The sequence below is a fragment of the Helicobacter monodelphidis genome (genome assembly GCF_003288845.1).
Lineage (GTDB): Bacteria > Campylobacterota > Campylobacteria > Campylobacterales > Helicobacteraceae > NHYN01.
In genome coordinates this window covers 32,480-59,194 of the sequence record NZ_NHYN01000004.1, presented here as the reverse complement: position 1 = coordinate 59,194, position 26,715 = coordinate 32,480, and the positions used below count along the sequence as shown (strand labels likewise).

The following is a 26,715-nucleotide window of genomic DNA, read 5'->3' as shown; positions in this document are numbered from 1 at the left end:
TCGTTATGGAAGGAATGGCATTAGAAACGGGTGGCATTTTGTTGCATGAACCTCAATCAAGTGAACTTTTAATTTTTGAAGGTGCACTGGAATTGCTCACTTTATATGAAAGGTGGAATAGTTTTGCACAAAAAAATAATTATGGTGCGGTGATAAATTTCAGTGGTATCGTACGACAAGAATCTGAAATGAACAAAGAAGAAGATGGCTTATACTTTGAAATATATGAGCCCCTACTTGTTAAATGGTTTGATTCTTGGCAAGAAAAACTAAAACAAAAAGGAGCATTTTTGTGCATGGCACATTCTAAGGGATTTGTAGGCGTAGGGCAGTCATCTTTTAGTGTCTCCATTCTTTCATCAAAACGTTCTACCGCTTTGCAAAGTATTGAAGAATTTGTAGAAGATTTTAAAGCAAATGCCCCTATTTGGAAATATGACCAAATCAGCCATCAGCGATTTTTTGCAAAGGCACGAAGTCAATCGATTGCAGGTAGTGGATTGTTTGGAGAGCTAACATATTTAGATTCAGAGTCAAACAATGAAGAATCTAACACAGAAGAGAATAAATGAAAAAAATTTTTGGTTTCAGCGGTGCTTCTAATAGCGGAAAAACAACACTTATTTGTGATATTATCCACTTCCTGAAGGGTTCTATCCGTGTTGCTGTTATCAAGCACGACCCAAAAAATAAGGCGGAAATTGATACAAAAAATAAAGATTCTAGCTTGTTCTATGACGCTGGTGCAGATGTTTCAATTCTCTCCCCAACACAAACAATGATTCGCTTCCATCAAAGCTTAAATATTCAGCAAATTGCAAATAGCTTCGATGCAGATTGGATATTAGTTGAAGGCTTGAAAGAATTAAAAATTCCACGCTTAAGCGTCATGAGACATCAATTAGATTCTAGCTATTTTTCAGTAAGTCAAGGACTTGTTTGTTTTCAAGAAATTTTAGGTTCTTACTCCAAAGAAGATTTTTGCGGTTTACAAATTTTAAAACGAGAAGATTTGCAAGGCATTGTAGACTTTATCCATACCCACGCAATGCTGATTAAGGAGGACTAATGGATACGATTAAGGTGGGAATTCTTACTTGTTCTGACCGTGCAAGTGCGGGTACATATCAAGATGAATCTGGCAAGGCAATAGAGGAATGCTTAAGACGGTACATACGCAATCCTTTAGATATTTTTTATATTGTCTGTCGTGATGAACTAGAACAGATTACCAAACATCTTTGTGCTTTTAGCGATGAACAACATTGTGATTTAATCGTAACGACAGGTGGTACGGGTCCTGCAAAACGCGATGTTACACCAGAAGCAATGGAACATGTTTGCGATAAAATGCTACCCGGTTTTGGGGAGTTGATGCGACAAATCAGTCTTTTATCTGTTCCAACAGCAATTCTCTCTCGTCAAACCGCCGGTGTTCGTGATTGTAGCTTATATGTGAATCTACCGGGCAAACCAAGCTCTATCCAGGAATGCCTAGAGGCCGTATTTCCTGCTATTCCTTATTGCATAGATTTGATTGGCGGTGCTTACATTGAAGCTAACGAAGATGCTATCACCGTATTTCGCCCAAAACAAAAATCTACATTTGCAATCAAGGAACGCGGAAAAATGGAGGTAGCCCCCTTTATAAATTCTCCCACAATACCACAAACGATCCAAACACCAAAAAAATTAACCCATTTGAATGCAAACCTACATCCAACAATGGTTGATGTCAGCCATAAAGAATCCACCATTCGCAAAGCAACAGCTTGCGGAAAAATCACAATGAGCCAAGAGGCTTTTTTAAGTGTTGTTGAGGAAAAAAATAAAAAAGGCCCAGTGTTGCAAACCGCTATCATTGCAGCAATTATGGGTGCAAAAAAAACAAGTGATTTAATTCCTATGTGCCATCCCTTGCTTTTAAGTGGAATTGAGTGCAATATCAAAGAAGATAAAGAATCTTGTGCATTTTGGCTCTTTGTAGAAGTCAAGAATCAAGGCAACACAGGAGTGGAAATGGAGGCATTAAGTGGTGTCAGTATTGGACTTTTAACAATTTATGATATGGTTAAAGCGATTGATAAGGAAATGTGTATCAGCGATATTATGCTTTTACAAAAAAGTGGTGGGAAAAGCGGAGATTTTGTGAATACGCACATTCAAGAAAGATAAAGGGGCATTTATGTTTGGAATGGGTTTTACAGAAATTCTTTTGGTTGCAGTTGTCGCCATTATTGCTTTGGGCCCTGAAAAGCTACCTAAAGCAATGGTGGATATTGTACGTTATTTTCGTGCATTCAAGAAAACATTAGATGATGCAAAACAAACTATTGATAATGAAATGCGCTTGAGTGAGTTAAAGGAAGAAGCATTAAGTTATAAAAATAGCATCCAAAAAAGTTTAACAAATGTTACGCAACAAATCAATTTAAATGAAATCAAAGAATCTGCAAATCTTAAAGAAATTATGCAAGAAAAAATCGATATTTCCCCTTCAACACAAGAATCAAATCATATCAAAACAAAAGATGCAGAGATTTTGGAAAGCCATTCTCAATCCCAAATGTCCGCCCAAACAACGCACCCACAAACGCAAAATATTCAAGAATCTACCCCAAATAAGATTCAGCAACAAGTTGTGAATATTCCACAAACACCAAAATCTATAGGATTCAAGACACCAAAGCCCTCCATTTCCACAGAATCATTCGCTAATTCAGCCATTACGACAGGGGCATTGCACTCAAGCCTTGAATATTTAAACCAGGAGGAAAACTCCAACAAACAAGAGGAAAAAGATGTTTGAAGATTTAAAGCCTCACATTCAAGAGCTACGCAAACGGCTTGTCATTACCCTGATTGGCTTTGTGGCTGTTTTTTTGGTTTGCTTTGCTTATTCACAGATTCTTATTGACTGGATTAGTGCACCTCTTAGCAGTGTTTTACCAAATGGTAGTGCAATTATTTATACTGATATGCCCGAACCTATTTTTACTGCCTTGAAAGTTTCATTATTTGCAGCTTTTATTTTTTCTCTCCCTTTGATTTTTTGGCAAACTTGGCTTTTTGTTGCACCCGGATTATACCTGCATGAAAAACGGCTTGTGATTCCTTTTGTCATCTCCGGAACAGGAATGTTTGTTGCTGGAGCAGCATTTGCGTATTATATTGTTTTCCCTGTTGGCTTTCATTATCTCATCTTATTTGGAGCTGATTATAACTATACGGCAATGCCTAAAATTGGCGAATATGTCGAATTTTTTACTAAATTAATGATTGCTTTTGGTATCACTTTTGAACTACCTGTCATTACCTTTTTCTTGGCAAAAATGGGTTTAGTAACTGAAAAAAGCATGAAAAGCTTTTTCCGTTATGCTATTGTCTTAATTTTTATTATAGCAGCAATCTTAACCCCTCCTGATGTCATTTCGCAATTCTTAATGGCATTACCTTTAATTGTGCTTTATGGCGTTTCCATTATTGTCGCGTGGATTGTGAACCCATCATCAAAGGAAGAAGATAATGAAGAAGAAGCACAAGAGGAGAATCAGTAATGGGTACTTTGAATCCAAAAAGGTTAGATTCCTATGATTATGCACTCCCAAAAGAACAGATTGCATTATATCCGCTACCCAACAAACAGGAAGCAAAATTACTTGTTTATGAAAAGAGTAGTGAAAAAATTATACATTCGTCTTTTCGCCATTTTGTATCTTGGATTCCAAAAGATACTTTAATTCTTTGTAATGATACACGTGTTCTGAAAGCAAGATTTTATGCACAAAAGCCACAAACTCAAATACAGCGGGAAGTTCTTTATCATGAGCATCTTGATGATGTTTATTTTTTAGCACAAATCCGCAAGAAAGTTTCCGCTGGTGATTCTTTTTGCCTCCCCTATGGATACCAGTTGAAAATTGTAGAACTTTTTGATTCAGGCTTACGCAAAATGTGTATTTTGGATTCAAGGGGCAATCAGATACAACAAAATACATTTTTGGAACTTTTAGAAAAAATTGGAGAAATGCCTATTCCACCCTACCTAAAACGCAAAAGTGAGGAAATAGATAGCAATGAGTATCAAAGTGTTTTTGCAAAAAATATTGGAGCAGTTGCCGCACCCACCGCTTCCTTGCATTTTAGTCAAGAGGATTTTTCAGAACTACAACAATGTTTTGAGATTGCGTTTGTAACATTACATATTGGGGCAGGAACATTTATGAATGTTGAATCTGAATATATTACAGAACACATTATGCACAAGGAAAGATTCTTTATTTCCAAACAAACATTACAAAAAATTAATGATTATAAGCACATTCTGCCTATTGGAACAACAGCAATGCGTGTGCTAGAAGAATGGGCTAGAAGCCAAAAAACACAGGGACAAACACAATTATTCTTAAATCCACAAAATCCACCACTAAAAACACAAATGCTCCTCACAAACTTTCACCTACCCAAAAGTAGTCTTTTTATGCTTGTAAGTGCGTTGGTAGGTTTAGAACAAATTCACAGAATTTATGCAGAAGCCATTCAGTATAACTACCGATTTTACTCATACGGCGATGGAATGCTTATATTATGAAAGAATAAAAATGTTAAAAAATATAAAACGGATTGAAGAATTTTTATATCAAATTCAACTCCCTAAAGATACTATAAATTCAGGATTGGAGCATTTAGAAAAGTATCGCCAGCACTTCTTTAAATGGAATCAAACACATAGCCTAAGTCGCATCCAGACACAAGAAGAATGGGTGGACTACTGCCTTGACTGCCTGTATCCTCTTTCTTTTATCTCCCCTTTAGAGTCAGTATTAGATGTAGGTTCAGGCTCAGGAATTCCCGCCCTTGTATGGGCTGTTTTCTTTCCTCATATCCCATTTGTGCTTGTTGAATCTAAAGGAAAAAAAGTAGCATTTTTAAAGATAGCTACCTTATCTGCAGGGCTAAAAAATGTAAGCATTCAGCATTCACGTATTGAGGATTTAAATTTTTCAAATAGTTTTAAATTAATTACATTTAGGGCAGTAGGTAGCATACAGACTTGTTTACAGCTTATTGCTCATCTGCGACAACGCGATATTTTACTATTCAAAGGACAATCAGCAATGCAAGAAACCTACAACTCAAAAACGCATCATTTTAAATTTTATCCGCATGGACGAATGCTCTATTTGTATCATCAAGAAGGAGAGAATTATGGTTAAATGGTTATTAGTTGTTGTTATTATTTCAGGAATTATTTATTTTTTTATGCGCAATAAAACTATAGGATCAAAAAAAATGGACAGCTTCGAGGGCGATAATATGTATGAATGTAAACAATGTGGTACTTATGTCAGCGAACGAGAAGTAATTGCAAAAGGTGGATACCATTATTGCTCCCCTGAATGCGCCAAAAGCAAAGGTTGAAAAATGTTAATGTTTGGATTTAGCGGAATTCCTTCCCCAGTCTTTTTTAATATCAACTCACCAGTACAAATACAAGATAGCCCCCCAAATAGTGTGATTACCTTTAATTGGGAACTCCAGCTTGCAGGAGAATGCTTAAAGCAAGAAATATCCTTTGCAACAAGAATCAGAAAAGATATAGAATTAATTTATGCCTTAAATCTAAAAGCGACATACATCATTGCTCCCTACGATACTCCCCTATCAACTCTAAATAGATGGCAGAGTATTTTACAAGATTATGTCTGCGACATGCGATTACTGAGAGAAATTCACACAGATGATGAGATATTAGAATCTTTGCATAATCGTTTAGATGGTGTTATCAAAATAAAATAATAAAGTATTTTTTATAAGATTTTTTCAAGAATTCATTTTTTAAATTTTATTCCAGCTTTAATTTGTTACAATAGCGACACAATTAAAAATAAGGAAAATCCATGCATGGAAAAATTGTAAGCTTTCAAAATGCAACAGGCAGAGGAGTTGTGACGACCGTTTCAAAAATGTTATTTGAATTTAACAAAGAAACTTGGCATGACAAAAGGGTGATTCCTGCCATTGGAATGTTTGTTGAATTTCGTGGTGACAATAAATATATTACAGATGCACACGCATCCAAATTCCAAATTTTTGACGAAAACAGTCTTGTTAGCGAACGTGATTTTTGGCACACAAATAGTGATGAAGAATTAGAAACCCTTGAGGAAAAGGCACGTTTTGCGACGGTACAGAATATTTTTTCTTCTACAAACTATGAAACAATACGAGAAGTTCCAGTAACAATTAATGTCGCTGAAGCAGCAAAAAACTATTTTTTTTCAGAAGCAACAGCAGTGAACGCTATTGATGAATTAAACCATGACTCAAACATTTTACTACTTGATTATAACCAACTAAAAAGGTTTATTGCAAAAACACTTGAAACGCTTTTGTTTGCAGATAAATCCATCACACGCGATAAATTCTCCGAATATTTAGGTATTTTAACACGTCTGGAGAATTCTTATGAGGGGATGCTCAAATATCAACATGTAAATATGGAAAATTTATTTAATGATTATTTTTTAAAATTTCAATGCCATTATCAGGCATTATGTTCGGCTATTGAGGGGAGAAAAGAAAAAATTACTCTTTTCACAAGGCAAGAAAAAGGCTTTAGCAGTGAAATTAATATGCTCTTAGGAAGAATCGAAACAAAAAGAGGCGATGAGGCAAAAAATAAAGAAAAGCTACAAAAAGTACAGGTTGCTTTGCAAAGTAGTATAAAAGAACATGAACGTATTAAAAAAAGTCTGGAACAACTTGAGAAAATTAAGGAGGATTTTTACAAACAACATTTTGACGCATTTAGCGTTGTATTTCAAAGCACTTTCAATCGTTTTTTTAAAAAAATTAAAGATGGGCTGGATATTTGTGGCACATTATTAGATGAGCAAATCTGGAAATTTTCTGTCAACTCTGTCGCACTCAAAAACTATCATTTTAAAAATGGGGCTGAAGAAAACTTTTGTGCAGTGAATTTTGCGTTACAATATTTAAGTCGCCTTAATAAAAGTTTATTGCACGGTGCTGACCAAGATTTATATAATTATTGTCACAAACTACAAAAGGGTGTTCGCAAGTATTTCTTGATTGTTTCGGAAAATATTGAGATGACAAAAGAGCTAAAAGTAATGATCTTAGCAAAAGAAAAATATTATGTTGTAAAACATGCACCTAAGATTATCAATCTACAAAGTTTGTTACGCGACTTTAGTTTTGAACAAATCTATATTGATGAAAAACTAGAATGGGGAAATAAGGACACGATTAAAGAGGAAATCAAAGGATTCAAAAATAATATTGGTGTTGAAATTCTTATTACTTCTGAACAAGAAATACGCAAAATCCTAAGGGAGAGAAAGAAATGAAAAAATGGCTTATCTTTGTAATGTTGATTGGTATAGCCCATACTGAACCAGGAGATATTGTTTATAGTAGTTCTCCAGAGGAGAATTCTACAGAACAGCCAACTCTAACCCTCACTCCAGAACAAATGCTCCAAAAAGTGGGTGAGGCATATAAGTCCCATCATTATGATGATGCAATCGCTTATGCACAAGCAGCTTGTAATGCTGGGAATGCAACCGCTTGTGGAGCATTAGGGAACTTATATTCTAGCGATTTAGAAGAAATGAAAAATAAGAAAAATTTGAAACTTGCCGCTGATGCTTATTTTAGGGCTTGCCAGGGTAATGTAGGAGCAGCTTGTTTTTACTTAGGCGTTTTTCACTCTAATGGAACAGGCGTACAACAAAATTATCATTCTGCTAAAGGTTTTTTTGCAAGGGCTTGTGAATTAAACGATCCAGAAGGTTGTGATGCTTTAGGAAATTTCTTTGCAAATCCTGATCCAAAAATTAATCCAAAACAGGATTACACACAAGCAGCAACATATTATCTGAAATCTTGCAATAGCGAAAAAGGGGCAATGTCTTGTTTTAAATTAGGCACACTCTATGAGCTAGGACAGGGTGTTAAAAAGGATATTACCATTGCGAAAGATTTTTATGGAAAATCTTGCAAACTTGGTAACACCAATGGCTGTGATGCATATTGGAGTATCGACGGGTCACAAAAAGGGGGGAATATGACACAGGGAAATAGCCAACGCAGATAGAGGATACGGATAAATTCAGCAGAGCGTTTCATATCAGTGCGTGAATCTCCCCAGTCAAGCTCATGTAATCCTGCATCAATCAACATTCCCTTGCGTTTGAAGCAAGTCGCACAACCCCCAATAAGATTGTGTTGTTCTAAAACTAATACTTTTTTACCATTTTTTGCTAGAGTGGCCCCGCAAGTAAGTCCGCCTAAGCCAGAGCCAATAATTATTGTATCATATTTCATAAATTGCCTTCATATTTGTAAAATAAGTGCTTAATTGTATCTTAAAATATCATAAACTAATAAATAGCAAACACATTGTGATATTCTATACAAAACTTACAATATTCCAATCAATAAATAGGTATCATTCTTAAATAAATTAACTCCTCTAACAAAAATATATTTTATAGACTTTTTTATTTGTGAAGCTCATTATTAATTATAGATTTGTCTTCCATCCTAAATATTTGCTTACAAAACAATTACACCATTCTCCATATTTTAACAAAGCTATATCACTTTAGATAAATACCATAGATATGCAAATTTTTATTTTGAAACACAGAGCTACAAAAATATTACAAATATTTCTATATTGAGGAATCTAAACTAAAAGCTAAAATTTTTACCCTCAAAAACTTCCAAATTATATTTATTTTAATTTTATAAATATATTAATATCTCTGCCTAAACAACCTCAATCCACAAAGTAGGCTATTTATTTCATAGATTTAAATAAAGAGTAAACTCCTAATCACTTTGCTTTTGTTCAGCGACAGTGATATTTTTGAGAGCATCCTCGTAACTTGGCTTCACATCTAAGGCTTTTTGAAAATAAGCTTGTGCAATATTCCATTCTCCTTTTTGTGCATAGATTACACCAATATTGTTGAGTGATTGTGAATGCGAGGGATTTGTTGCCAAAATAATTTCATAGCAATGCAGTGCTTTTTCATTCGATGCAAGCATTTGATATAAGAGAGCAATTTCAAAAAGGGTTGTGTGACGTGGAGAAATTTCATAGGCATTCAAAAAGTGTTCTAAGGCTTTTTTATGCTGCCCATAGTGCTTATAATGATGGGCAATATTAGAATAAAAAAGGGGGGAATTCGGACAAAGCCGAATAGCCTTTAAAATCATTTCAAAACCCTCTTCTCTCCCCTCTTTCAATTCAATCAACCCAAGTAAATGCCAAGCATCAGCATTATTCTCATCATCAATTAAAATATCCATATACAAATCTCTTGCTGCAGCTAAATTTCCCTCTTTATGATAAACAATAGCTTCCTGCATTCTCTCTTTACTAGTAGAATTCAAAACTAACTCCCCAATAGATTCAATTTACGCTCAATCTCATAAATACGTTCGCTACTCAAAGTACCTGTTACATCCATTAAACTAAGCTGATTTACAACCAAATTATAAACAGCATCGATTAAATCCCTACGTGCTTGATAAAGCTTAGAACGTGCTTCTAGTAAATCAAATAAACTCTTTAAACCACGCTCATAACCCTGCTCCACGCTTGTTAAATAAAGTTGTGCCGAATATTCTGTTTCGCGAATAGCCTTTACAGACTCAATCATCAATCTTTGTTCTGAAAGATAGCTTTCCAATTTTAATTTTGCTTCTCGTTTATAATAATTTAATTCTTCGATCGCTGCACTCTCTAGCTTCATTCCCTCACGTATCCGTGATTGTGTATAGCCTCCTTGATAAATCGGTACACTCAAGACCAACAAAGCTCTTAAGTCATCTTCACGTAAACTTGTATCTTTTGTTTCTGTTTTACGCCCAGAAATTTGAAAATCTGCAACCGGATAATGCGACCAGCGACGAATAGAAAGATCGTCTTGTGTAACTTTTAAATTCTGTTCTGCAAGCTTAACATCAGGATTTGACTCTAAACCTTGATTCCAATCATAGGCTGCGATTGTTAAAGCATCAGGATTCAGCCCTTCTAAAGGAATTTCAGCAATACGATTATCTGTGATTTTCTCACCAATCATAAACTCTAAAGTCATTCTTGCAACACGGTGACGTTGTTCTTCTGCAAGAAATTCTGCCCTTGATTGGTCATAAGCCACTTTTGATTCTAACGCGTCCATACGCGTACTTAAACCACTTCTTAGCATATTATTAAGTTGATTATATTTTGCTTCATTCGCCTCCATTAATGAACGTGCCAAAACAAGATTCTTCTGTGCACGTACAAAATTAAAATATGCCTTTGCAAGCTCCAATCCCAATGTATTTGCATAACGTTGATACTCATATTTAGCACCCTCATAGCGATTCTTTGCTTGCCTTAAACCCACATAAAGCTCTGGACGAAAAACAGGGATATAGGCACTCACACCAATATCCTGGTAAGGTTCACTCACTTCTGGTGTAGGATAATTAGGCTGATATTTATTGTATCCAACAGAAATATCGGCTCTAATTTGTGGATAAAGTTGTGCATAAGCCTGCTCAATACCTTCTTGTGCCGCCTCTGTACGATACTGCTGTGCAAGAATTTGGGATTCATTCTTCAGGGCTTTTTCATAAGCCTTAGAGAGTGTAAGAATATCTGTTTGGGGTGCTGCAAAAAGGTGGGCGGTACAAATCACCCACAAAAAAAACTTATTGCTCACGGAACCCCCTAATAAACATATTTCTGAAAGGTTGAGTAATATATTCTAAAAGAGTACGTTCACCCGTTACAATCATCGCATCAGCGGGCATACCAGGTTTAATTTCTAAATGATTACGTTTTAATTCTGCTTCACCCTCCTTGGTGACTCTAATTTTTACTGCATAATAAGGAACTTGCGTACGTTCATCAACCAGAGAATCAGCTGAAACCTCATATAATGTACCCTTCACAACCTTTAATGAACGAACATGTGCAAAACCTGCAAAATGTATATCGGCAGACATTCCCTCATGAATGTAATTCACCTCGTGTGTCGCTACGCGTCCATCAATAATCAGCATTTCACCATCAGGTACAATATCCAAAATAGGGCGTCCAGATCCAACAACAGCACCGATTGTATGAACTTGCAAATTCACAACAATACCGGCAACAGGGGAACGGATTTCACTTCTGTCTAATGAATCCTGCAAAGTAATTTTTCTTGCCTTCAATTCAGCCAAACGTCTTTGCGTTTCACTTAATTCTGCAAGAACACTACGCAAAAACTCCTGCCTCTTTACAATCATTTGTGCTTCAATTTCACTCACTTGTACGCCAATTTTTGCAATTTCTGCTTTTTGGCTTGCAATTTCACCCTCAGAACGTGTTTTCTCGCGCACAACATCACGCAAACGTAATTTATCAATTAATTGCTGCTCATATAAATTTTCCCACTCAGAAATTTCCTCAATATACGAATTTAGTAAATCTTGCTTACTAATAACAATTGCCTCGATTCCACTACTTTGATTGCGTAATTGCTCAATGCGTTGCTTAGATACAATTTCATCATCTTCTAATAATTTGCGCCTTGCATTAAATTCACTCTGCTGGGCAACAATTAAACGTTCTGTAAGGGGATCTTGACTTTGCAGTAATTCTTCAGATAAAGCAATTTCAGGTAAATTATCCCTTTCAGCTAGTAACCGTGCTTCCTTAGCTAAAGATTCAAGATACTGTGCAGAAACAATTTCTAATTCTGCTTTAAAACGTGTCTCATCAAGTCGGATTAGAGGTTGATTTTCTTGTACATGTTCACCATCTTTAACAAGAATCTCACTTACAATGCCACCTTCAAAATGCTGAATGATTTTTCTATTTCCTGGCACACTCACCTGCCCAACCGCTGGAACTGCACTCGCTAAAGGTGCAAAAGCCGCCCAAATACCAAAGATAAAGACAAAAATTCCTAAAATAATTGCTGCAAGACGACGATAAGGGCGATCATCAAGTGATTGTAACTCTCCCTCCTCACATTCAAGCGGAAACGGAACTAATTCATACTTTCCCATATTTTTTCCTATTTTGTAATTGCATTCTGCTGTGCTTGGGCAGCAAGCATTTTTAAGATTTCTTCTCTTGGTCCATAACCTTGCAATGTGCCATCTTTCATTAAAGCAATTTTATCTGTTGCATTCAATACTGCCATTCTATGCGTAATCAACACAACAGTAATTCCCCTTTCTTTGAGATTTAAAATCGCCTGCAACAATGCACGTTCCCCTGTATCATCAAGGTTAGAATTGGGTTCATCGAGTAAAATAAATTGAGGAAACCCATAAATTGCTCTTGCAAGAGCAATACGTTGACGTTGCCCTCCTGAAAGTGCAATTCCACCCGGTCCAATGGGCGTATCATAACCATTAGGAAATTGCAAAATCATATCATGAACACCTGCCATTTTTGCAGCATCAAGCACCATTTTTGAGTCAACCTCTCCATAACGAGCAATATTTTCTGCAATACTACCTTCAAATAATTCAATATCTTGCGGTAAATATCCAAGATGCTCCCCCAATTCAATGCGATCATAATGTTCAATATCCGCACCATCATAGCGAATTTTTCCTAAATAAGGCTTCCAAATTCCAAGCATAACACGTGCCAAAGAACTTTTACCTGCAGCACTAGGTCCAATAATCCCTACAATTTCTCCCGAGTGAATCTCTAAGGATACATTTTTGACAACAATCTGGCGTGAATTTGGCGGAATAACACTAATGGCTTCAACACTTACATTACCTTGTGGCATAGGCAAAGCCATCGGCTTTTCTGTTACGGGAATCTCTGCTAAAAGACCAACTAAACGCTGATATGCAGCTCTTGCGGCAATAAATTGCTTCCAACTTCCTGTAAGCAAGTCCATTGGAGCTAATGCCCTTCCCATCACAATAGAACCCGCAATCATCATTCCGGGCGTCAATTCTGATTGAATCACTAGATACGCCCCTAAACCTAAAATCAGTGATTGGAACATTAAACGCAATGATTTACTCAAATTTGTCCAAATTCCCGCCTCATCACTTGCTGCTGTTTGCACTTGATGATAATCCATATAACGTTCTATCCAACGTTTGCGGATATGTTCACGCATACCCATAGCTTCCACAACTTCAGCATTTCTTAAGCTGCTATTTAAAAAGCCAGTGGACATTTGATAAAGACGATTAGATTCTTCTAGCCCTTTTCTTGTTCGCCACTCATTCACTAATGTTAATGAAAAAATAACAGCTCCTGCAAAAATTGCAAAAAACCCAAAATAGGGGTGAAAGAGAAATAAAATACCTAAATAAATAAAAACCCATGGAAGGTCAAAAAAAGCAAAAATGGGTGTTCCTGTCATAAATTGTCGTACCTGTGTTAAATCATTCATCGCTTGGGTGTTACCCATACCAGGATGCAAGTTTGCAAAAGTGAATGTAAGATTAAATAAACGATTCCTTAAGCGATTATCAATTTGGTTACCCGCACGCACTAAAAGCCTCGAACGCACAAATTCTAGACAACCCATCACAATAAAGAAAAACACTGCAACAATTGTTAACATCAATAAAGTCTCAACACTACGACTTGCTAAGACACGGTCATACATTTGCAACATATACAATGTTGGCGTCAACATCAAAAGATTAATAAAAAAACTAGCTAACATGACATACATGAATGCCTGTTTGGAAGCTTTAATTACCTCCGTTAACTCATTACGAGGAATATTAACTTGATTGATTTTTGCTAACATAAACCACCCTCAATTCTCTAAAATATTAAAAGTCTATCACAAAACAATAAACAAAAATCGCAGAGTTATGAATTCTGAAGCTTAGGGCAGGTATTCTACCAAAACATAACTTAAAAGTTATTGTATTTTCTCTTTAATCTGCTCAAGAATACGCTGAATGTTACTTTCTAATTGTTCTTTTGTGTGATTTTGGATAATTAGGTCAGCCTGTGGTTCATCAAAGGGAATATCAACACCGACGACATTAGAAGTTTCTCCATTCAGTGCTTGAGTATAAAGCCCCTTCTGGTCTCGTTGAATAAGCTCCTGCAAATCGCACTGCACATATATTTCCAGATAATTGGGCATATTTGCACGATTTAATTTATAAATTTCTTGATACAAAGAAACTGTCGAAGCAATTACAATAATCCCTTGAGAACTCAAAAAGGAACAGAGCTTAGAACGTTTCCTAGAAACCTCTACACGTGCAGAACGATCATAGCCAAAACTTTCAAATAACTCGCGAAATTCATCACCATCAAGATAAACAATATGTTTGATTCTTTGCCTTAAATGTTGATATAATGCCCTACCAATCGTACTTTTTCCACTCCCTGCAAGCCCTGTCAGCCAAACAACCAAACCATATTCTTGCTTCATTGTTCATACTCAAAAAAAGATAAAATTTTTGTAACAACCTCTTCTATATCGCCATCACTCAAATGTTCTCCCATAGGTAAGGAAAGAATTTGTCTTTCCCACTTTTCTGCATTCGGGTTTTGCGTATCCTTAACGTAAGGCTTTTTCTGGTAGGCGGGAGAATGTGGCAGACAAATTGGGTAATGCAAACCGCATTCAATGCCTTTATCTTTTAAATATGCAAAAAGAGAATCTCTCTGTTCCTCCGGTACGCGGATAACAAATAAATGCCAAACACATTCACATTCTTCTCTACAGGCGGGTAAAATGATTTTTGGGTGTTGCAATGCTTGACAATACATTCTTGCAATCTCTTGACGCCTTACATTCCATTGTGCTAAATACTGAATCTTCACACTCAAAATCGCTGCTTGCAAAGAATCAAGACGCGAATTGCGTCCAACAATCTGATGCTCATATTTTTTCAAACCACCGTGATGAGCAATTTTTATACATTTCTGCAAAAGTGGCATTTTTGCAAGAATCATTCCTCCATCTCCATACGCACCAAGATTCTTACCTGGATAAAAACTAAAAGTTGCAATATCCCCAAAATTCCCCACACATACACTCTTGTATCTTGCCCCATGTGCTTGAGCACAATCTTCAATCACCCTCAAGGAATACTGCTTTGCTAATTCTAAAATTTCTGCCATTCTACAAGGCTGCCCATATAAATGTACCGCAATAATTGCACGACTTTTAGGGGTAATTTTCGCCTTCAAATCCTTGATATCTAAGGTGTAATCATCAGCACAATCGACAAATACAATTTTTAACCCATTCCTAACCACTGCTTCAGCAGTTGCAGCAAAAGTATTTGCCGGAATAAGAACCTCAGAATCACGAGGTAAGTCCAATGCTTCAATAGCAATTTCTAAAGCATCTGTGCCATTTGCAACACCTAAAGCATAAGAATCAGTCTTTAAAAAACGACAAAAATCTTCTTCAAAATTCTTTAAAAATTTTCCACCAACAAACGCACTTTGGGAAATAACCGACTGAATCGCTGCATCAATTTCAGATTGAATAGATAAATACTGCTGATACAAATCAAGAAATTTTACAGCCATATCGCCCCCATTGTTCCAAAATCCTGCATAGATGAGTGATGCTTCAATGCAAGAATCTCCTTCCAAGCCTCTTGCATAAGCTCATTCCAAGCAATATCATCAAAAAGCATAATCGAGTTTTGTGCCATAAAAGGTAAAATCATTCTAAAATATTCAAGCGTAGCATCCTTGTCGTGATGTCCGTCAATAAATGCAAAATCAATAGGAACGATTTGAGGAAGCAAGGAAGGAAGTACAGAATCAAAACGTCCAATATGAATCTGAATGTTCTGGCATTTAAAAAAAGTATGGTTTTGCTTTGCAATTTCGGCTGTATTTGGGCTACCCTCAATTGTATGGATATATGCTTGCGGTGCAAAAAGACTCATATAAACACTTGAAAAACCACAACAAGTGCCAAGTTCAAGAATACGTTGCGGATAATATTTTGAAAATAGAGAATAAAGAATTTGTGCTTTCTCGCGTTTAACACCAATAGATGCAAGGCTACATAAAGGAACTTGCACACAAACACCCTCCTGCATTTGTGCCTTACTGCGTCTATCTTCTGGATTTCCTGCTCCATAATCTAATACTTCAATTAATGTCTTATCTTGCTTAAGTATCTCACGTCTTTGCTCAACCCTATCTGAAATTACCTGAAATTCCTGCATTCTACGCCCCATTAAACTAGTTGACTATTTTTGATGAATAAAGTTTGCAATGCGTTCAATTCCTTTTTGGATGCTTTGAATGTCTGTCGCGAACGAGAAGCGGAAATAACCATCTATTCCAAAGCCAATACCTGGGACAACGGCAACACCCATTTTTTCAAGCAATTCTTTACAAAACTTCATGGAATCTTTTTCGATTTTGCTGATATTTACAAATAAATAAAAAGCACCCTCTGGTTTGACAACAGACACGCCATCAATTGCATTAAAAAGTGAAATTGCCTCATCTCTACGCTTTTTAAATTCTCCACACATCGCTTGAATATCTTTATCGATACGTCCATCTAAAACAGACATAGACGCCTTCTGTGTAATGGAATTAATATTGGAGGTACATTGACTTTGCAGATTATCTAACATTTTTACAAGTTTTTTATCCTTAGAGGCTAAATAACCCATACGCCAACCCGTCATCGCTGCAGATTTACTCACGCCATTAACGCTAATTGTCCGCTCCAGCATATCTGTTCCTACGCTTGCCACAGAAGTAAAAGTTGTGTCATAAATCAGTTTTTCATACATTTCGTCACTCACAACCCAAATATCTGTATCTTTCAGCACTTCTGCTAATTCTTGAATCTCTTGTCGGCTATAAATTGAACCGGTCGGATTAGATGGAGTGTTTAAAATCAACATTTTTGTCTTTGATGTGATAGCTGATTTAAGCTGTTCCTTCGTAATTTTAAATGCAGTTTCATCACTTGTTTGAATAAAGACATTTTTTCCTCCAAAATAAGTAACCAGTTCTGGATAAGTTACCCAATACGGGGCAGGAATAATCACTTCATCTTCATTATTAATGAGAGCAGAAAAAATATTAAATAAGGAATGTTTTGCACCATTGCTTACGAGAATTTCATCAGGTGTATAACTTAATTGATTGTCCTTTTGTAGTTTGGCTACAATTGCTTTACGCAATTCAATAATTCCAGATACTGCGGTATATTTTGTAAAACCTTCTTGAATAGCTTTTATTGCTTCATCTTTAACTAATTGCGGGGTATCAAAATCTGGTTCTCCGGCAGAAAATGACAAAATATCCTTTCCACCTGCCTTTAAATCTCTTGCTAAAGTGCTAATGGCAATTGTGATGGATTCAGAAAGAGAGCTGATACGACGAGAATATTCCATAGCGAAATCTCCTAATTTAAGTGTATTTATCGTAGAGTGTATTTAACATTAAAATCGCTTAAAATCCTCTTATTATTACTTTTTTAGATATAAATAATTATAAATGAATTATTATTTATAATACGGCAAAAATTAATTCAAATAAATTTTTCCCTTAACAACATTAATTTTATTTTCATTTTTCAACTTCTTTAGCACTCGCGATAAAGATTCAGCCGTTGTATTCAATCGTTGTGCGATTTGACGTTGATTAAGAGAAAGAATCTCTTCTTGATGATTGCTTAAAAAAGTAAGAACACGTTGCGATAAAGGTTCTTGAGATTCTTGGATATATTGCTCTAAAATACGAATCTTTTCAAAGAGAGATTGGATAAGCAGTAAGGAAAATTGTGAATCTTGTAATTGTTTCTTAAGATCTTGAATGCAAATTCTTAAAATAATACTTTCTTTTTCACAAATTGCCGTAGCCGGATAGGGTATTCCACGAAAAGAAGGCATTTCTGCAATCAAACTTACGCTATTGAATACATGTAATGTTTTTTGTATTCCTGTTTCTTGAGTTTTGTAAATTCTTATTTTACCCTCTAACAGCACAAAGAAAAATAAAGGTTTTTCTCCCTCAAAAAATATAATTTCATCTTTTTTATATTTTTTCTGCAATCCAACCTTAAAAAGCATTTCTAAATGGTGTTGCATTATCTTACCCCTTAATTAAGTGTTGTTTGGATATAATACCAAAATTCAAAGACAATAAGGAAAATAATGTGTAGTATTTGTGGAGGGTATTATCCGCTACAAGATATTTTGCGTGCCAATGAAACTATGAAGCATCGTGGTAAAAACGCAAGTGGGTACTTTGAGCACCATAATTTTGCAATGGCACATAATCGTTTAAGCATTATTGATTTAAGCGAGGAGGCTAATCAACCATTTCATTCGCCCTTTTGCCCTCATCTATCCCTTGTATTCAATGGAGAAATCTATAATTATATTGAAATTAAGCAACAACTCATTCAACAGAATGTACCTTTTTATACAACAAGCGACACGGAAGTCTTGCTTCACGCCTATGCTTTTTGGAATGAAAAATGTGTGAGTAAATTCAATGGAGATTTTGCATTTGCCATCTACAATAAACATAATGGGGAGGTTTTTTTAGCAAGAGACAGGCTGGGAAATAAGCCTCTTTTTTATTCTCTCATCAATCAACAACTTCTTTTTGCATCTGAAATTAAAGCAATTTTAGAAATTTTACCTCAACCTTTTTGTTTAGAGGAGGTTGCATCGTGGCTACTGTTTGGTGCTGGTAGCATTCAGCAAAGTATTTACCAAAATATTTATTCATTTCCAGCAGCACATTATGGAATATTTAAAAATCAAGAACTTAAGTGTACAAAATATTGGGATTTTACACCCTCCCGCAAATACACCCGCTTAGAAGAGGCGATAGAAAAGCTTGATGAACTCCTGCAAGATGCCGTTCGAATACGACTTCGCTCTGATGTACCCGTTGCTTTATCTGTTTCAGGTGGAATTGATAGCTCCATTCTTGCACATTACATTCAGAGATTAGGTGGGCAATGCCATTTTTTTGGTGTTAGCTTCACGGACTTTCAAGAAAGCGATGAGAGTATACACATTCAGGAACTGGGTCGCAACTTAGAGATTCCTATTCAAATTATTTCACCACACTTAAGCGATTTTAAGCAACATTTTCATCAGCTCGTATACATACAAGATGAAATCTTTAGAAGTTTTTCGGTTTATGCACAATTTTTGCTTTTTCAATCCATTGCACCTTATTGCAAGGTTACTCTAGGTGGGCAAGGTGCTGATGAGTTATTTGGTGGTTATTATCATCATGCTGGACGCTTTATTTTCCAGAATCGGCAAGAATTTGAATTTCGTATTCAGCTTTATGGTAAAGAAGCCTTAACTGAATATATGTTGGGCTTAAAATGTTCTTTAAATCGGGAACTTAAGCTACAACTTTTTCAAGAGGACAATGCACGCAATGTCCAAAAAATGCAACAATACGGAATGCCTATTCCATCTTTTCAATTCCTATTGGAACGATTTTTGCCTGACTTCAATCAGAGTTTATGGCTTGATACCACCTTATTTAATTTACCACATTTGCTTCGTTATGAAGATAGAAATGCAATGGCAGTTGGGGTTGAGAACAGGACACCTTTTACAGATTATCGTATTGTAGAATTTGCTTTTGAGATTACAGAAGGATTAAAATTTGCAAAAGGTTACAGTAAATATCTCCTACGCATTCTTTTAGAAAGGCTAGGTAGCAAAAAACTTGCCTATAGACGCGATAAGATTGGTTTTTCATCTCCAGAAGTCGCCTTAATGAAAGAGTTAGGTATGGAGTATGAATCTTTATTTGATGTGAGATGGGCAATTTTTCAAGCATTAAAGGAGATACGCAAATGATTTGGATTGATGTTGCAACGCCTAAATATGCAATGTTTTTTTCTAAGATGATTCAAGAACTCTTGGAGCTTAATTATAAAGTTTTAGTAACGACACGTTATGCACCACATTATACGGAGGCGAAAGAAATTTTGGATATTCATGGGATTGAGCATATTGTTTTAGGAGAATATGGTGGTTCAACACTCTTAGAAAAATTTGAAGCCAGAATATTCAGACAAAAAGAGATTCTTGATTTATTTCGTGCAAAAGGAACACCGGATGTACTCATTTGTGGTGCTGTTGTAGATAGTGTTCATGTTGCTTACGGAATTGGCATTCCTGTTGTCAATATCTACGATACTCCAGCCTTTACAACACCAGGCGACATTAATTGTCCGACAGAGCTTACAGCCGTTTCTCGCTTAACCCTTCCCTTTTCGCATTTATTTTTTTATCCCTTTGTTTTACCAAGAGAATTGATGCTCCGCTTTGCCCTTGATGAACATCAAGCTATCCCCTACCCCTTTATTGATGTTGCATTGTGGATTAATGATATTCAAAAAGATGATAAAAATGACTTCCGCAAACGATATAATTTAGACTTAACAAAGCCAACAATTCTCGTACGTGAGGAAGAATATAAGGCCCACTATGTCAAAGAAAAAATTCCAACAATTTATGAGGTGATTCCACTTTTAAAGCAAAAGCTGGATGCGAATATTGTGATTATGCCTCGCTATGAAAAAGATCGCTTAAAAAGAGATTTTGGACATATTGCAAGTGTACTAGAAGAAAAATTAAAACCCGAAGAATTTTATCCTTTTATTGATATTTTTATTGGTGGGGGCGGAACAATGAATCTTGAAGCAGTTTGCTATGGCATTCCAACAATATCTACACGTTCTATATGGCTTGTACATGACCAATATCTTCTTAAAAATCAGCTAATGTTTTGGAGTCAAAATGCTTCAGAAATTATTGAAATTACCAAAAATATGATAGGCAAAAGGGTGAATAGCCAAAGCTATTTTGTTCGTGGTGAATGTAATTTTAATTCCATTATCTCAAAAATTGAAGAGATTATTTTAAAGCCAAAAAAATAAAATTTTACAAAACTTTTCAAGAAAATTATACTAGAATGACTAATTTTAATCACCTCTAGCCAATACCAAAACATTCTCTACAAAAGAATTCAATCAAACAATAGGGAATACTAGAGGATTTTAAAATCCACAAAGATTTGACTAAAAGATTCTTAATGATTACAAAAATTGCCATATAAGGATACATAAATTTACCTCAATCCTTTTCTGTAGATTTATGTGCAAAAAGATAATGAATCTACACACAAAGATTAGAGTAAAATAGCTCTAAGGAATGTTTTAGGAGATCTTTGGATAAAGGTTTAATGTCAAGTTAGAATTTTTGGAATTCAATTTTGCTTTTTTCTTTGTCTTTAATTACGCGTATATGTCCCATATTTCCGGCAATATCTACCCCATTAATAAAAAAAACATTCTCTAATATTGGATTAGGATTATGGATTTTATAGCCCATGACTTCAGCGATGAGCATACCAATTTCATAATGCGTAGGATAGAAAAAATCCTTAAGTTTTTGAACGTATATATCATCTTTTCCATTGTATAATGTTGCAAAAAGCGGAATATTTGCAACATGCTGACTTAAAAAAGAATGCCCAAATTCTTGATAACCATTGTCTCCCACTTCTCCCATAGCTTCACCGTGGTCTGGCACAAATAAAATATAAGTAGGCATAGAAAGGGATTTGAATTTTTTAAAAATACTTGAAATGATATAATCATTAAAAATCATCGCATTGTCATAACTATTCTCACGATACACATCTTCTGTAAGATTTTCCAAAGGAAAAACTTCAGCTTCTGGATATGCACGATAGCTATTTTCATAAGGAGAATGTGGGTTTCTTTGATGAAGTACAATAAAATTTCCAGCATTTTCTGAATATTCTAATTCAGGCAAAAACTTATCGAGTTGTTCTAATAAAACTAAATCACCTATTTCATTGGAGCGAAATAGATAAGATTCTTTAGTTCGCAAGATATCGATATAATTTGATGCCATTGGAATTACTTCAGCTTCAGTTTGGTTGGAAATATAATAGGTTGTAAATCCAGCCTCCTTAGCCAGCTTAAAAAGATGAAAATTTTGTTGCGAAAGATGAACAATATTGTCATATTCATAAACAAGATTAAAAAACATAGCAGTTGATATTCGCGTAAGAACAGAGCTAGAGATTGCTTTCTTAGCTACAAAATAAGGATCTTGTTGCATAAGTTCAGAGAGCAAAGGAGTTGTATTCCTCTTGTAACCTAAAATGCCAATATTATTTGCATTCACACTTTCTGCTAAAATAATCACAATATTTCGTGGTGGAAGAGTCTTTTTCTCTACTATCTCATAAGGTTGATATTTTTTAATTGGGCTAGAATCTTTGGGGAGATAAATCAAAAAATATGCAGTGAACACGCGTAAACTATTATACAAGCTAACACTATCATTGCGTGGCAAAAAATTATTAATACTAGGAGTTTTAAAAATTGCTTTGTGTGGCAAGACAGAAAGCAAGATAACAATACCTACTAACGCAAAATAGTTTTTAGAGCATTGCAATTTTAAGTAGGCAAGAATTAATCCACCATAAAAAACAAGAATGGCTATCACATAAATAATACCACGAAGACTACCTTGTGCAGTATTAAGAATTTCGTGCCATTCTTTAGAAATGAGTGCTAAGCTAAAAACGCTAAGAGGTGTTCCAAACCAAAAGAGATGGCAAAACTGGAAGATCTCCATTACAGCAAAAACGATAAGAATACCAATAGAGATGATGCGAGGTTTAACTAGTGGCAATAAAAGTGCAGCAGGAATAAAAGCAACAAGAAAGACAATTTCTATTCTAAAAATATAATTTTGATTCAATAAGCTAAAAAATATACCTGGTGCAAGAAAGGTAAAAAAAGTTGCTACCGATAGAATTAACCAGTTTTTCAATCGCATTAAAAACTCCCAAAATAAAAGTTTAACATTAATATAAAGTAAATATTAAATTACAATATATTTATTCAAGCTATCATTGCATTCAACTATAAAAATGGGGTTATAGCATAAGTTACAATCAATAAAATTAAATCAAGAGCATATTTTTGTTTTGCAAATAAACGATAGGTTTTCTGCAGATCAATATCATAACTTGCAATAACTCTTTGTTTCTTGTATCGTTTAATTTCACCCATAATAAGGAAAATTGAGACAAGAATCATTAATGCTATTTTGAGATTAAAGGTTTGCAAAATAAAGCTAAAAATAATCCCCGTAAAGATGGTAGTCGCGATAAAGAACCCATACATTGGAGTAAGAAGACGAATTCTGCGAATCATAAAAGGAAAATTTTGACTTAAAAACAAAATAATCAGTGCAACAATTGGCACAATCAATAAGCAAATTGAAAAAAAATGATGATAAAATAACATTTCAGCAATAATATGACTCGGCATTACCTCTCCATTAGTAAAAGTTGGATAAAGTTTCCCGTCATTATAACAAATTAGATTGAATATAGGAAGGGGGATAAAATTGCGCATTCTTCTTGTTACACGTGGTTTACCTGCAAGCGGAAAAAGTAGTTGGATTAAAGAAAATAACTTAAGTTTATTTACTTTGAGCCCCGATGCCTTAAGGATTCTTGCCCAAAGTCCAACGCAATGCATCGATGGTTCTCTATCTGTAAGTCAAAAAAATGACTCTTTTATTTGGGATTTTTTTTATAAACTTTTGGAATCTCGCCTTAAAAATGGCGATTTCACAATTATCGATGCAACAAATACAGTTTTAAATAATCTTAAAATCTACCAAAAACTATGCCAACAATATGCATATGAAATGCACATTGTTGATTTCACTGATGTTAGTCTTGAAGAATGCCAAAAACGTAATTTATTGCGTCGACAAAATGGTAAATTTTTCGTACCTAACGAAACTCTTGTCCGTATGCATAAACAACTCAAAAACAATCCTTTGCCCCATCAATATTCTGTTATTCATAGGAAAAATTGGAGGCAAGTTTTATACTCACCGATGGATTTAAATGCTTATGAAAAAATTTATCATATTGGGGATTTACAAGGTTGCTATTCTGTCCTGAAGAATCTAGGTGAGATACAACCACAAAACTTTTATATTTTTTTGGGAGATTATATTGACAGGGGTATTGAAAATGCAGAGGTCTTAAAATATCTTTTGAGTATTTGTAATCTTCCTAATGTTTACTTAATTGAAGGTAATCACGAACGGCATTTACGCACATATGCAAGAGGTGAAGAATCTCAATCATCAGAATTTAATCTTAATACAAAAGTTCAGATTGAAGAAAATTCTCTCTCCAGGCAAGATATAAATTATCTATGCAGTCAACTTAAAACACTCATTGTCTATTCCTATGGGGATAAGCAAGTTTTTTGTAATCATTGCGGAATGCCAAATTTTCCCTCTGATATCAGCCAGTTAAGCTTTATTCCAAGTAGTGCAATGATTCATGGCATTGGCAATTACAGCGATACAGCCTTAATAGCAGAATATTTCTATCAAAATACACACGCAAATTTATACCAGATTTTTGGTCATCGCAATCGACAAAACTTACCTACACAAATCAACTCACGCGTGTTTGTATGTGAAAATAAAGTTGAATTTGGTGGATATTTACGTGTTGTAACACTTGATTGTCATGGATTTGAATGCCTTGAATTTAAAAATGAAGTATTTAAGCAAAGTAGCCCTATTGTTTCGACTCAAGTACCAAAATCACCCTCGAATGTATGCGAGCTATTAAAAGAATTTCGCAAAAGCCAGTGGGTTCAAGAAAAACAATTTGGTCATATTTCTAGTTTTCGCTTTTCACGCGAAGCCTTTAGTAAAAAAAATTGGGATACAATTACATGTAAGGCAAGAGGACTTTTCTTAGACACACAAAATTTCAGCATTGTTGCACGTAGTTATGATAAATTTTTTAATCTCAATGAGCAAGATGCACTCAAGCTTAATTCTTTGCAACAAACCTTGAAATTTCCTCTGCAGACTTACATTAAGGAAAACGGATTCTTGGGGATTATTGCATTCCACAATAACTCTCTATTTATTAGCTCCAAAAGTGATTGGGGTGGGATACATTCAAAACATTTTGCCCATCTCATCAAACAACTAGATGTCGAATCAAAAATCTTATATTTTTTAAGTAAAAATATAAACTACTCTTTAGTATTTGAAGTGATTGACCCTATCTTTGACCCCCATATTATTGAATACCATTCTCCAAAGATTGTCCTACTAGATGCTGTTGAAAATTCTCTTATTTTTTATAGAAAATCTTATGAAGATTTACAAAACATTGCAAATGAAATAGGTGTTCCTTGTAAGAGACATTTTTGTTCTATTAATGACTTTCAAACTCTAGAAAGCTTTCTCGTTGAGAATAGCTCAGGAATCCTACCTCATTCAGAGGCAATTGAAGGTTTTGTGATTGAAGATACAGAATCATTTATGTTTAAAGTAAAAGGTAGCTTTTATGTGGAATGGAAGCAAAAACGTTCGGCAGTCCATCATTTTGTTAGCCAAATTCAAAAATCAAAAAATCAGGCAAAATACATTCAAACCTTGCTTTCAAAATGCCAACAAAACCCTTTCTTAGAATGGTATTTTAAACAAGCACTGACAATATTAGAGATGGGTAATTTGCAGGATTTTTTGGGCAAAAATATCATCGACTTAAGAAATCTATTCTTAAAAAATCAACATTAAGTTACAAAACAAGAAGTTACTTTTTATTAGGAATAATAATATAGAATTCTGGTTCATAAAATATTATTCTTAATAAAGGAGAGACCATAAAAGCCGTTATGCTTTTAAATATGGGAGGACCAAACAACCTTGATGAAGTAAGGACTTTTCTAACTAATATGTTCAACGACAAAAACATCATAAGTGTTTCATCTTCTTTTGTACGTTCCTTTCTTGCAAGTTTGATTGTTTTTATGCGACTAAATAAAGCAAAATCAAACTATGAGGTATTGGGAGGAAAATCACCCATTATTACACATACAAAAAATCTAATTCAAGCCTTGCAGAAGGCGGATTCGAGCCGTTTATACACTTATGGTATGAGTTATACCACTCCATTTATTAAACAACAACTCGCTTTATTACAACAAAAAAATATTCAAGAATTGGTTTTGTTTAGTCTTTACCCTCAATATTCTACCACTACGACACTGACTTCTTTAGAGCATGTAAAAAAGGCTTGTTTTGAGCTTTCCTATATGCCAAAGACTTTTATCATTGATCGCTATTTTGATAATGAATTTTACAATGAGGCCATTGCTGAAAAAATTATAGAAGGCACAAAAAAACTCAAAAAGCCAAATCATAATATTGTGCTAATTATTTCTGCTCATGGATTACCTCAATCTATTGTGGACAAAGGCGATCCTTACGAAAAAGAAGTTCTTGCAAACATTGAAACACTTAAAACAATATTACAAAAAAAAGGAATAGAATTCAAAGAAATTACGCATGCTTTTCAATCGCGTATTGGACCAAATAAATGGCTAACACCCTCCTTAAAAGAAAAGTTAAAATCTCTAAAGGGTGAGTCTGTGCTGATTTATCCTATTTCATTTACACTTGATAATTCAGAAACAGATTTTGAACTTTCCATAGAATATCGGCACGAGGCACAGAAAATAGGCATTTCATCTTATGAGGTTTGTGAGTGCCTAAACCATTCAGAAAGTTTTGTTAAGACAATCTTAAATCTTATTGTACAAAAAGAAAAGGAGTAAG

Annotated in this window: 26 protein-coding genes and 2 pseudogenes; 16 read left to right on the top strand and 12 right to left on the bottom strand. The window is 34.9% G+C overall.

Annotated features, from left to right (window positions below; translation table 11 throughout):
* Nucleotides 1–5: 5 nt before the first annotated feature.
* The 12 genes and pseudogenes from CCZ01_RS02910 to CCZ01_RS02860 all read left to right on the top strand — a co-directional run bounded on the left by CCZ01_RS02910 (nucleotide 6) and on the right by CCZ01_RS02860 (nucleotide 8,122).
* Nucleotides 6–572, top strand: a complete 567-nt coding sequence (locus tag CCZ01_RS02910; protein ID WP_258436481.1) for a molybdenum cofactor biosynthesis protein MoaE — start codon at nucleotides 6–8, stop codon at nucleotides 570–572.
* Nucleotides 569–1,069, top strand: coding sequence for a molybdopterin-guanine dinucleotide biosynthesis protein B (gene mobB / locus CCZ01_RS02905; RefSeq protein WP_112051737.1), 501 nt, complete (start codon nucleotides 569–571; stop codon nucleotides 1,067–1,069). The genes CCZ01_RS02910 and mobB overlap by 4 nt, the downstream gene beginning before the upstream one ends.
* Nucleotides 1,069–1,596 (top strand): annotated as a pseudogene (gene mog, locus CCZ01_RS10225) (molybdopterin adenylyltransferase); the annotation flags it as partial. The gene mobB and the pseudogene mog, both read left to right, overlap by 1 nt.
* A gap of 33 nt (nucleotides 1,597–1,629) precedes the next feature.
* Complete coding sequence (gene moaC, locus CCZ01_RS10220; RefSeq protein ID WP_146745210.1) at nucleotides 1,630–2,175, top strand: cyclic pyranopterin monophosphate synthase MoaC; 546 nt, start codon at nucleotides 1,630–1,632, stop codon at nucleotides 2,173–2,175.
* A 10-nt stretch (nucleotides 2,176–2,185) separates the two neighbouring features.
* Nucleotides 2,186–2,383, top strand: a pseudogene (tatB, locus tag CCZ01_RS11000) (Sec-independent protein translocase protein TatB); the annotation flags it as partial.
* Between the two features lie 418 nt (nucleotides 2,384–2,801).
* Complete coding sequence (gene tatC / locus CCZ01_RS02890; protein ID WP_112051734.1) at nucleotides 2,802–3,557, top strand: twin-arginine translocase subunit TatC; 756 nt, start codon at nucleotides 2,802–2,804, stop codon at nucleotides 3,555–3,557.
* Nucleotides 3,557–4,591 (top strand): tRNA preQ1(34) S-adenosylmethionine ribosyltransferase-isomerase QueA, encoded by a 1,035-nt coding sequence (gene queA / locus CCZ01_RS02885; protein ID WP_112051733.1) that lies wholly within the window; start codon nucleotides 3,557–3,559, stop codon nucleotides 4,589–4,591. Before tatC ends, queA begins: the two co-directional genes overlap by 1 nt.
* 10 nt (nucleotides 4,592–4,601) lie before the next feature.
* A complete protein-coding gene (gene rsmG / locus CCZ01_RS02880) occupies nucleotides 4,602–5,216 on the top strand; it encodes a 16S rRNA (guanine(527)-N(7))-methyltransferase RsmG (RefSeq protein WP_181566286.1) in 615 nt (204 codons plus the stop codon).
* Complete coding sequence (locus CCZ01_RS02875) at nucleotides 5,209–5,421, top strand: PP0621 family protein (protein WP_220106532.1); 213 nt, start codon at nucleotides 5,209–5,211, stop codon at nucleotides 5,419–5,421. Before rsmG ends, CCZ01_RS02875 begins: the two co-directional genes overlap by 8 nt.
* A 3-nt stretch (nucleotides 5,422–5,424) precedes the next feature.
* Complete coding sequence (locus CCZ01_RS02870) at nucleotides 5,425–5,799, top strand: hypothetical protein (protein WP_112051731.1); 375 nt, start codon at nucleotides 5,425–5,427, stop codon at nucleotides 5,797–5,799.
* A gap of 101 nt (nucleotides 5,800–5,900) precedes the next feature.
* Nucleotides 5,901–7,373: a hypothetical protein gene (locus CCZ01_RS02865; RefSeq protein WP_112051730.1), complete on the top strand. Its 1,473-nt coding sequence runs from the start codon at nucleotides 5,901–5,903 to the stop codon at nucleotides 7,371–7,373.
* Nucleotides 7,370–8,122 (top strand): tetratricopeptide repeat protein, encoded by a 753-nt coding sequence (locus CCZ01_RS02860; RefSeq protein ID WP_112051729.1) that lies wholly within the window; start codon nucleotides 7,370–7,372, stop codon nucleotides 8,120–8,122. The genes CCZ01_RS02865 and CCZ01_RS02860 overlap by 4 nt, the downstream gene beginning before the upstream one ends.
* Here CCZ01_RS02860 and CCZ01_RS02855 read toward each other — a convergent pair.
* The 10 genes from CCZ01_RS02855 to CCZ01_RS02810 all read right to left on the bottom strand — a co-directional run bounded on the left by CCZ01_RS02855 (nucleotide 8,011) and on the right by CCZ01_RS02810 (nucleotide 18,105).
* Nucleotides 8,011–8,352: an FAD-dependent oxidoreductase gene (locus CCZ01_RS02855; protein WP_112051728.1), complete on the bottom strand. Its 342-nt coding sequence runs from the start codon at nucleotides 8,350–8,352 to the stop codon at nucleotides 8,011–8,013. The genes CCZ01_RS02860 and CCZ01_RS02855 overlap by 112 nt on opposite strands.
* Before the next feature lie 510 nt (nucleotides 8,353–8,862).
* The gene (locus CCZ01_RS02850; RefSeq protein WP_112051727.1) at nucleotides 8,863–9,429 is read right to left on the bottom strand and encodes a tetratricopeptide repeat protein; all 567 of its coding nucleotides are present in this window, start codon (nucleotides 9,427–9,429) and stop codon (nucleotides 8,863–8,865) included.
* Nucleotides 9,430–9,431: 2 nt separating this feature from the next.
* The gene (locus CCZ01_RS02845; RefSeq protein WP_112051726.1) at nucleotides 9,432–10,748 is read right to left on the bottom strand and encodes a TolC family protein; all 1,317 of its coding nucleotides are present in this window, start codon (nucleotides 10,746–10,748) and stop codon (nucleotides 9,432–9,434) included.
* On the bottom strand, nucleotides 10,738–12,084 hold the full coding sequence (locus CCZ01_RS02840) for an HlyD family type I secretion periplasmic adaptor subunit (RefSeq protein ID WP_112051725.1): 1,347 nt from the start codon (nucleotides 12,082–12,084) through the stop codon (nucleotides 10,738–10,740). Before CCZ01_RS02840 ends, CCZ01_RS02845 begins: the two co-directional genes overlap by 11 nt.
* An 8-nt stretch (nucleotides 12,085–12,092) precedes the next feature.
* Nucleotides 12,093–13,811, bottom strand: coding sequence for a type I secretion system permease/ATPase (locus CCZ01_RS02835; RefSeq protein ID WP_112051724.1), 1,719 nt, complete (start codon nucleotides 13,809–13,811; stop codon nucleotides 12,093–12,095).
* 117 nt (nucleotides 13,812–13,928) lie between these two features.
* Nucleotides 13,929–14,453 carry an adenylyl-sulfate kinase gene (locus tag CCZ01_RS02830; RefSeq protein WP_112051723.1) on the bottom strand — a complete coding sequence of 175 codons (525 nt, stop codon included), beginning with the start codon at nucleotides 14,451–14,453 and terminating at the stop codon, nucleotides 13,929–13,931.
* Nucleotides 14,450–15,565 (bottom strand): DegT/DnrJ/EryC1/StrS family aminotransferase, encoded by a 1,116-nt coding sequence (locus CCZ01_RS02825; RefSeq protein WP_112051722.1) that lies wholly within the window; start codon nucleotides 15,563–15,565, stop codon nucleotides 14,450–14,452. Before CCZ01_RS02825 ends, CCZ01_RS02830 begins: the two co-directional genes overlap by 4 nt.
* Nucleotides 15,556–16,218, bottom strand: coding sequence for an O-methyltransferase (locus CCZ01_RS02820; RefSeq protein WP_112051721.1), 663 nt, complete (start codon nucleotides 16,216–16,218; stop codon nucleotides 15,556–15,558). Before CCZ01_RS02820 ends, CCZ01_RS02825 begins: the two co-directional genes overlap by 10 nt.
* Before the next feature lie 24 nt (nucleotides 16,219–16,242).
* Nucleotides 16,243–17,409: a pyridoxal phosphate-dependent aminotransferase gene (locus CCZ01_RS02815; RefSeq protein WP_112051720.1), complete on the bottom strand. Its 1,167-nt coding sequence runs from the start codon at nucleotides 17,407–17,409 to the stop codon at nucleotides 16,243–16,245.
* A gap of 132 nt (nucleotides 17,410–17,541) precedes the next feature.
* Nucleotides 17,542–18,105, bottom strand: a complete 564-nt coding sequence (locus tag CCZ01_RS02810; RefSeq protein WP_112051719.1) for a Crp/Fnr family transcriptional regulator — start codon at nucleotides 18,103–18,105, stop codon at nucleotides 17,542–17,544.
* 66 nt (nucleotides 18,106–18,171) lie between these two features.
* On the opposite strand from CCZ01_RS02810, the gene asnB reads away from it, so the two are divergent.
* Together asnB and CCZ01_RS02800 are read left to right on the top strand one after the other, a co-directional pair.
* Nucleotides 18,172–19,854, top strand: a complete 1,683-nt coding sequence (asnB, locus tag CCZ01_RS02805; RefSeq protein WP_112051718.1) for an asparagine synthase (glutamine-hydrolyzing) — start codon at nucleotides 18,172–18,174, stop codon at nucleotides 19,852–19,854.
* Nucleotides 19,851–20,939, top strand: coding sequence for a DUF354 domain-containing protein (locus tag CCZ01_RS02800; protein ID WP_112051717.1), 1,089 nt, complete (start codon nucleotides 19,851–19,853; stop codon nucleotides 20,937–20,939). Before asnB ends, CCZ01_RS02800 begins: the two co-directional genes overlap by 4 nt.
* 313 nt (nucleotides 20,940–21,252) lie before the next feature.
* Here the strand turns inward: CCZ01_RS02800 and CCZ01_RS02795 are convergent, their stop codons facing one another.
* Together CCZ01_RS02795 and CCZ01_RS02790 are read right to left on the bottom strand one after the other, a co-directional pair.
* Complete coding sequence (locus tag CCZ01_RS02795; RefSeq protein WP_181566285.1) at nucleotides 21,253–22,878, bottom strand: sulfatase-like hydrolase/transferase; 1,626 nt, start codon at nucleotides 22,876–22,878, stop codon at nucleotides 21,253–21,255.
* 86 nt (nucleotides 22,879–22,964) lie between these two features.
* Nucleotides 22,965–23,375 carry a hypothetical protein gene (locus tag CCZ01_RS02790; protein WP_112051716.1) on the bottom strand — a complete coding sequence of 137 codons (411 nt, stop codon included), beginning with the start codon at nucleotides 23,373–23,375 and terminating at the stop codon, nucleotides 22,965–22,967.
* A gap of 79 nt (nucleotides 23,376–23,454) precedes the next feature.
* Between CCZ01_RS02790 and CCZ01_RS02785 the strand changes: the two genes are divergently transcribed.
* Complete coding sequence (locus tag CCZ01_RS02785; RefSeq protein WP_146745208.1) at nucleotides 23,455–25,674, top strand: RNA ligase; 2,220 nt, start codon at nucleotides 23,455–23,457, stop codon at nucleotides 25,672–25,674.
* A gap of 98 nt (nucleotides 25,675–25,772) precedes the next feature.
* Complete coding sequence (gene hemH, locus CCZ01_RS02780) at nucleotides 25,773–26,714, top strand: ferrochelatase (RefSeq protein ID WP_112051714.1); 942 nt, start codon at nucleotides 25,773–25,775, stop codon at nucleotides 26,712–26,714.
* Nucleotide 26,715 lies beyond the last annotated feature (1 nt).

Bases quoted from the DNA above. Each gene is read 5' to 3' on its own strand.
- CCZ01_RS02910 (WP_258436481.1), top strand. From the start codon at position 6: ATGGAAGGAATGGCATTAGAAACGGGTGGCATTTTGTTGCATGAACCT.
- mobB (WP_112051737.1), top strand. From the start codon at position 569: ATGAAAAAAATTTTTGGTTTCAGCGGTGCTTCTAATAGCGGAAAAACA.
- moaC (WP_146745210.1), top strand. From the start codon at position 1,630: ATGGAGGTAGCCCCCTTTATAAATTCTCCCACAATACCACAAACGATC.
- tatC (WP_112051734.1), top strand. From the start codon at position 2,802: ATGTTTGAAGATTTAAAGCCTCACATTCAAGAGCTACGCAAACGGCTT.
- queA (WP_112051733.1), top strand. From the start codon at position 3,557: ATGGGTACTTTGAATCCAAAAAGGTTAGATTCCTATGATTATGCACTC.
- rsmG (WP_181566286.1), top strand. From the start codon at position 4,602: ATGTTAAAAAATATAAAACGGATTGAAGAATTTTTATATCAAATTCAA.
- CCZ01_RS02875 (WP_220106532.1), top strand. From the start codon at position 5,209: ATGGTTAAATGGTTATTAGTTGTTGTTATTATTTCAGGAATTATTTAT.
- CCZ01_RS02870 (WP_112051731.1), top strand. From the start codon at position 5,425: ATGTTAATGTTTGGATTTAGCGGAATTCCTTCCCCAGTCTTTTTTAAT.
- CCZ01_RS02865 (WP_112051730.1), top strand. From the start codon at position 5,901: ATGCATGGAAAAATTGTAAGCTTTCAAAATGCAACAGGCAGAGGAGTT.
- CCZ01_RS02860 (WP_112051729.1), top strand. From the start codon at position 7,370: ATGAAAAAATGGCTTATCTTTGTAATGTTGATTGGTATAGCCCATACT.
- CCZ01_RS02855 (WP_112051728.1), bottom strand. From the start codon at position 8,352: ATGAAATATGATACAATAATTATTGGCTCTGGCTTAGGCGGACTTACT.
- CCZ01_RS02840 (WP_112051725.1), bottom strand. From the start codon at position 12,084: ATGGGAAAGTATGAATTAGTTCCGTTTCCGCTTGAATGTGAGGAGGGA.
- CCZ01_RS02835 (WP_112051724.1), bottom strand. From the start codon at position 13,811: ATGTTAGCAAAAATCAATCAAGTTAATATTCCTCGTAATGAGTTAACG.
- CCZ01_RS02830 (WP_112051723.1), bottom strand. From the start codon at position 14,453: ATGAAGCAAGAATATGGTTTGGTTGTTTGGCTGACAGGGCTTGCAGGG.
- CCZ01_RS02825 (WP_112051722.1), bottom strand. From the start codon at position 15,565: ATGGCTGTAAAATTTCTTGATTTGTATCAGCAGTATTTATCTATTCAA.
- CCZ01_RS02820 (WP_112051721.1), bottom strand. From the start codon at position 16,218: ATGCAGGAATTTCAGGTAATTTCAGATAGGGTTGAGCAAAGACGTGAG.
- CCZ01_RS02815 (WP_112051720.1), bottom strand. From the start codon at position 17,409: ATGGAATATTCTCGTCGTATCAGCTCTCTTTCTGAATCCATCACAATT.
- CCZ01_RS02810 (WP_112051719.1), bottom strand. From the start codon at position 18,105: ATGCAACACCATTTAGAAATGCTTTTTAAGGTTGGATTGCAGAAAAAA.
- asnB (WP_112051718.1), top strand. From the start codon at position 18,172: ATGTGTAGTATTTGTGGAGGGTATTATCCGCTACAAGATATTTTGCGT.
- CCZ01_RS02800 (WP_112051717.1), top strand. From the start codon at position 19,851: ATGATTTGGATTGATGTTGCAACGCCTAAATATGCAATGTTTTTTTCT.
- CCZ01_RS02795 (WP_181566285.1), bottom strand. From the start codon at position 22,878: ATGCGATTGAAAAACTGGTTAATTCTATCGGTAGCAACTTTTTTTACC.
- CCZ01_RS02790 (WP_112051716.1), bottom strand. From the start codon at position 23,375: ATGCCGAGTCATATTATTGCTGAAATGTTATTTTATCATCATTTTTTT.
- hemH (WP_112051714.1), top strand. From the start codon at position 25,773: ATGCTTTTAAATATGGGAGGACCAAACAACCTTGATGAAGTAAGGACT.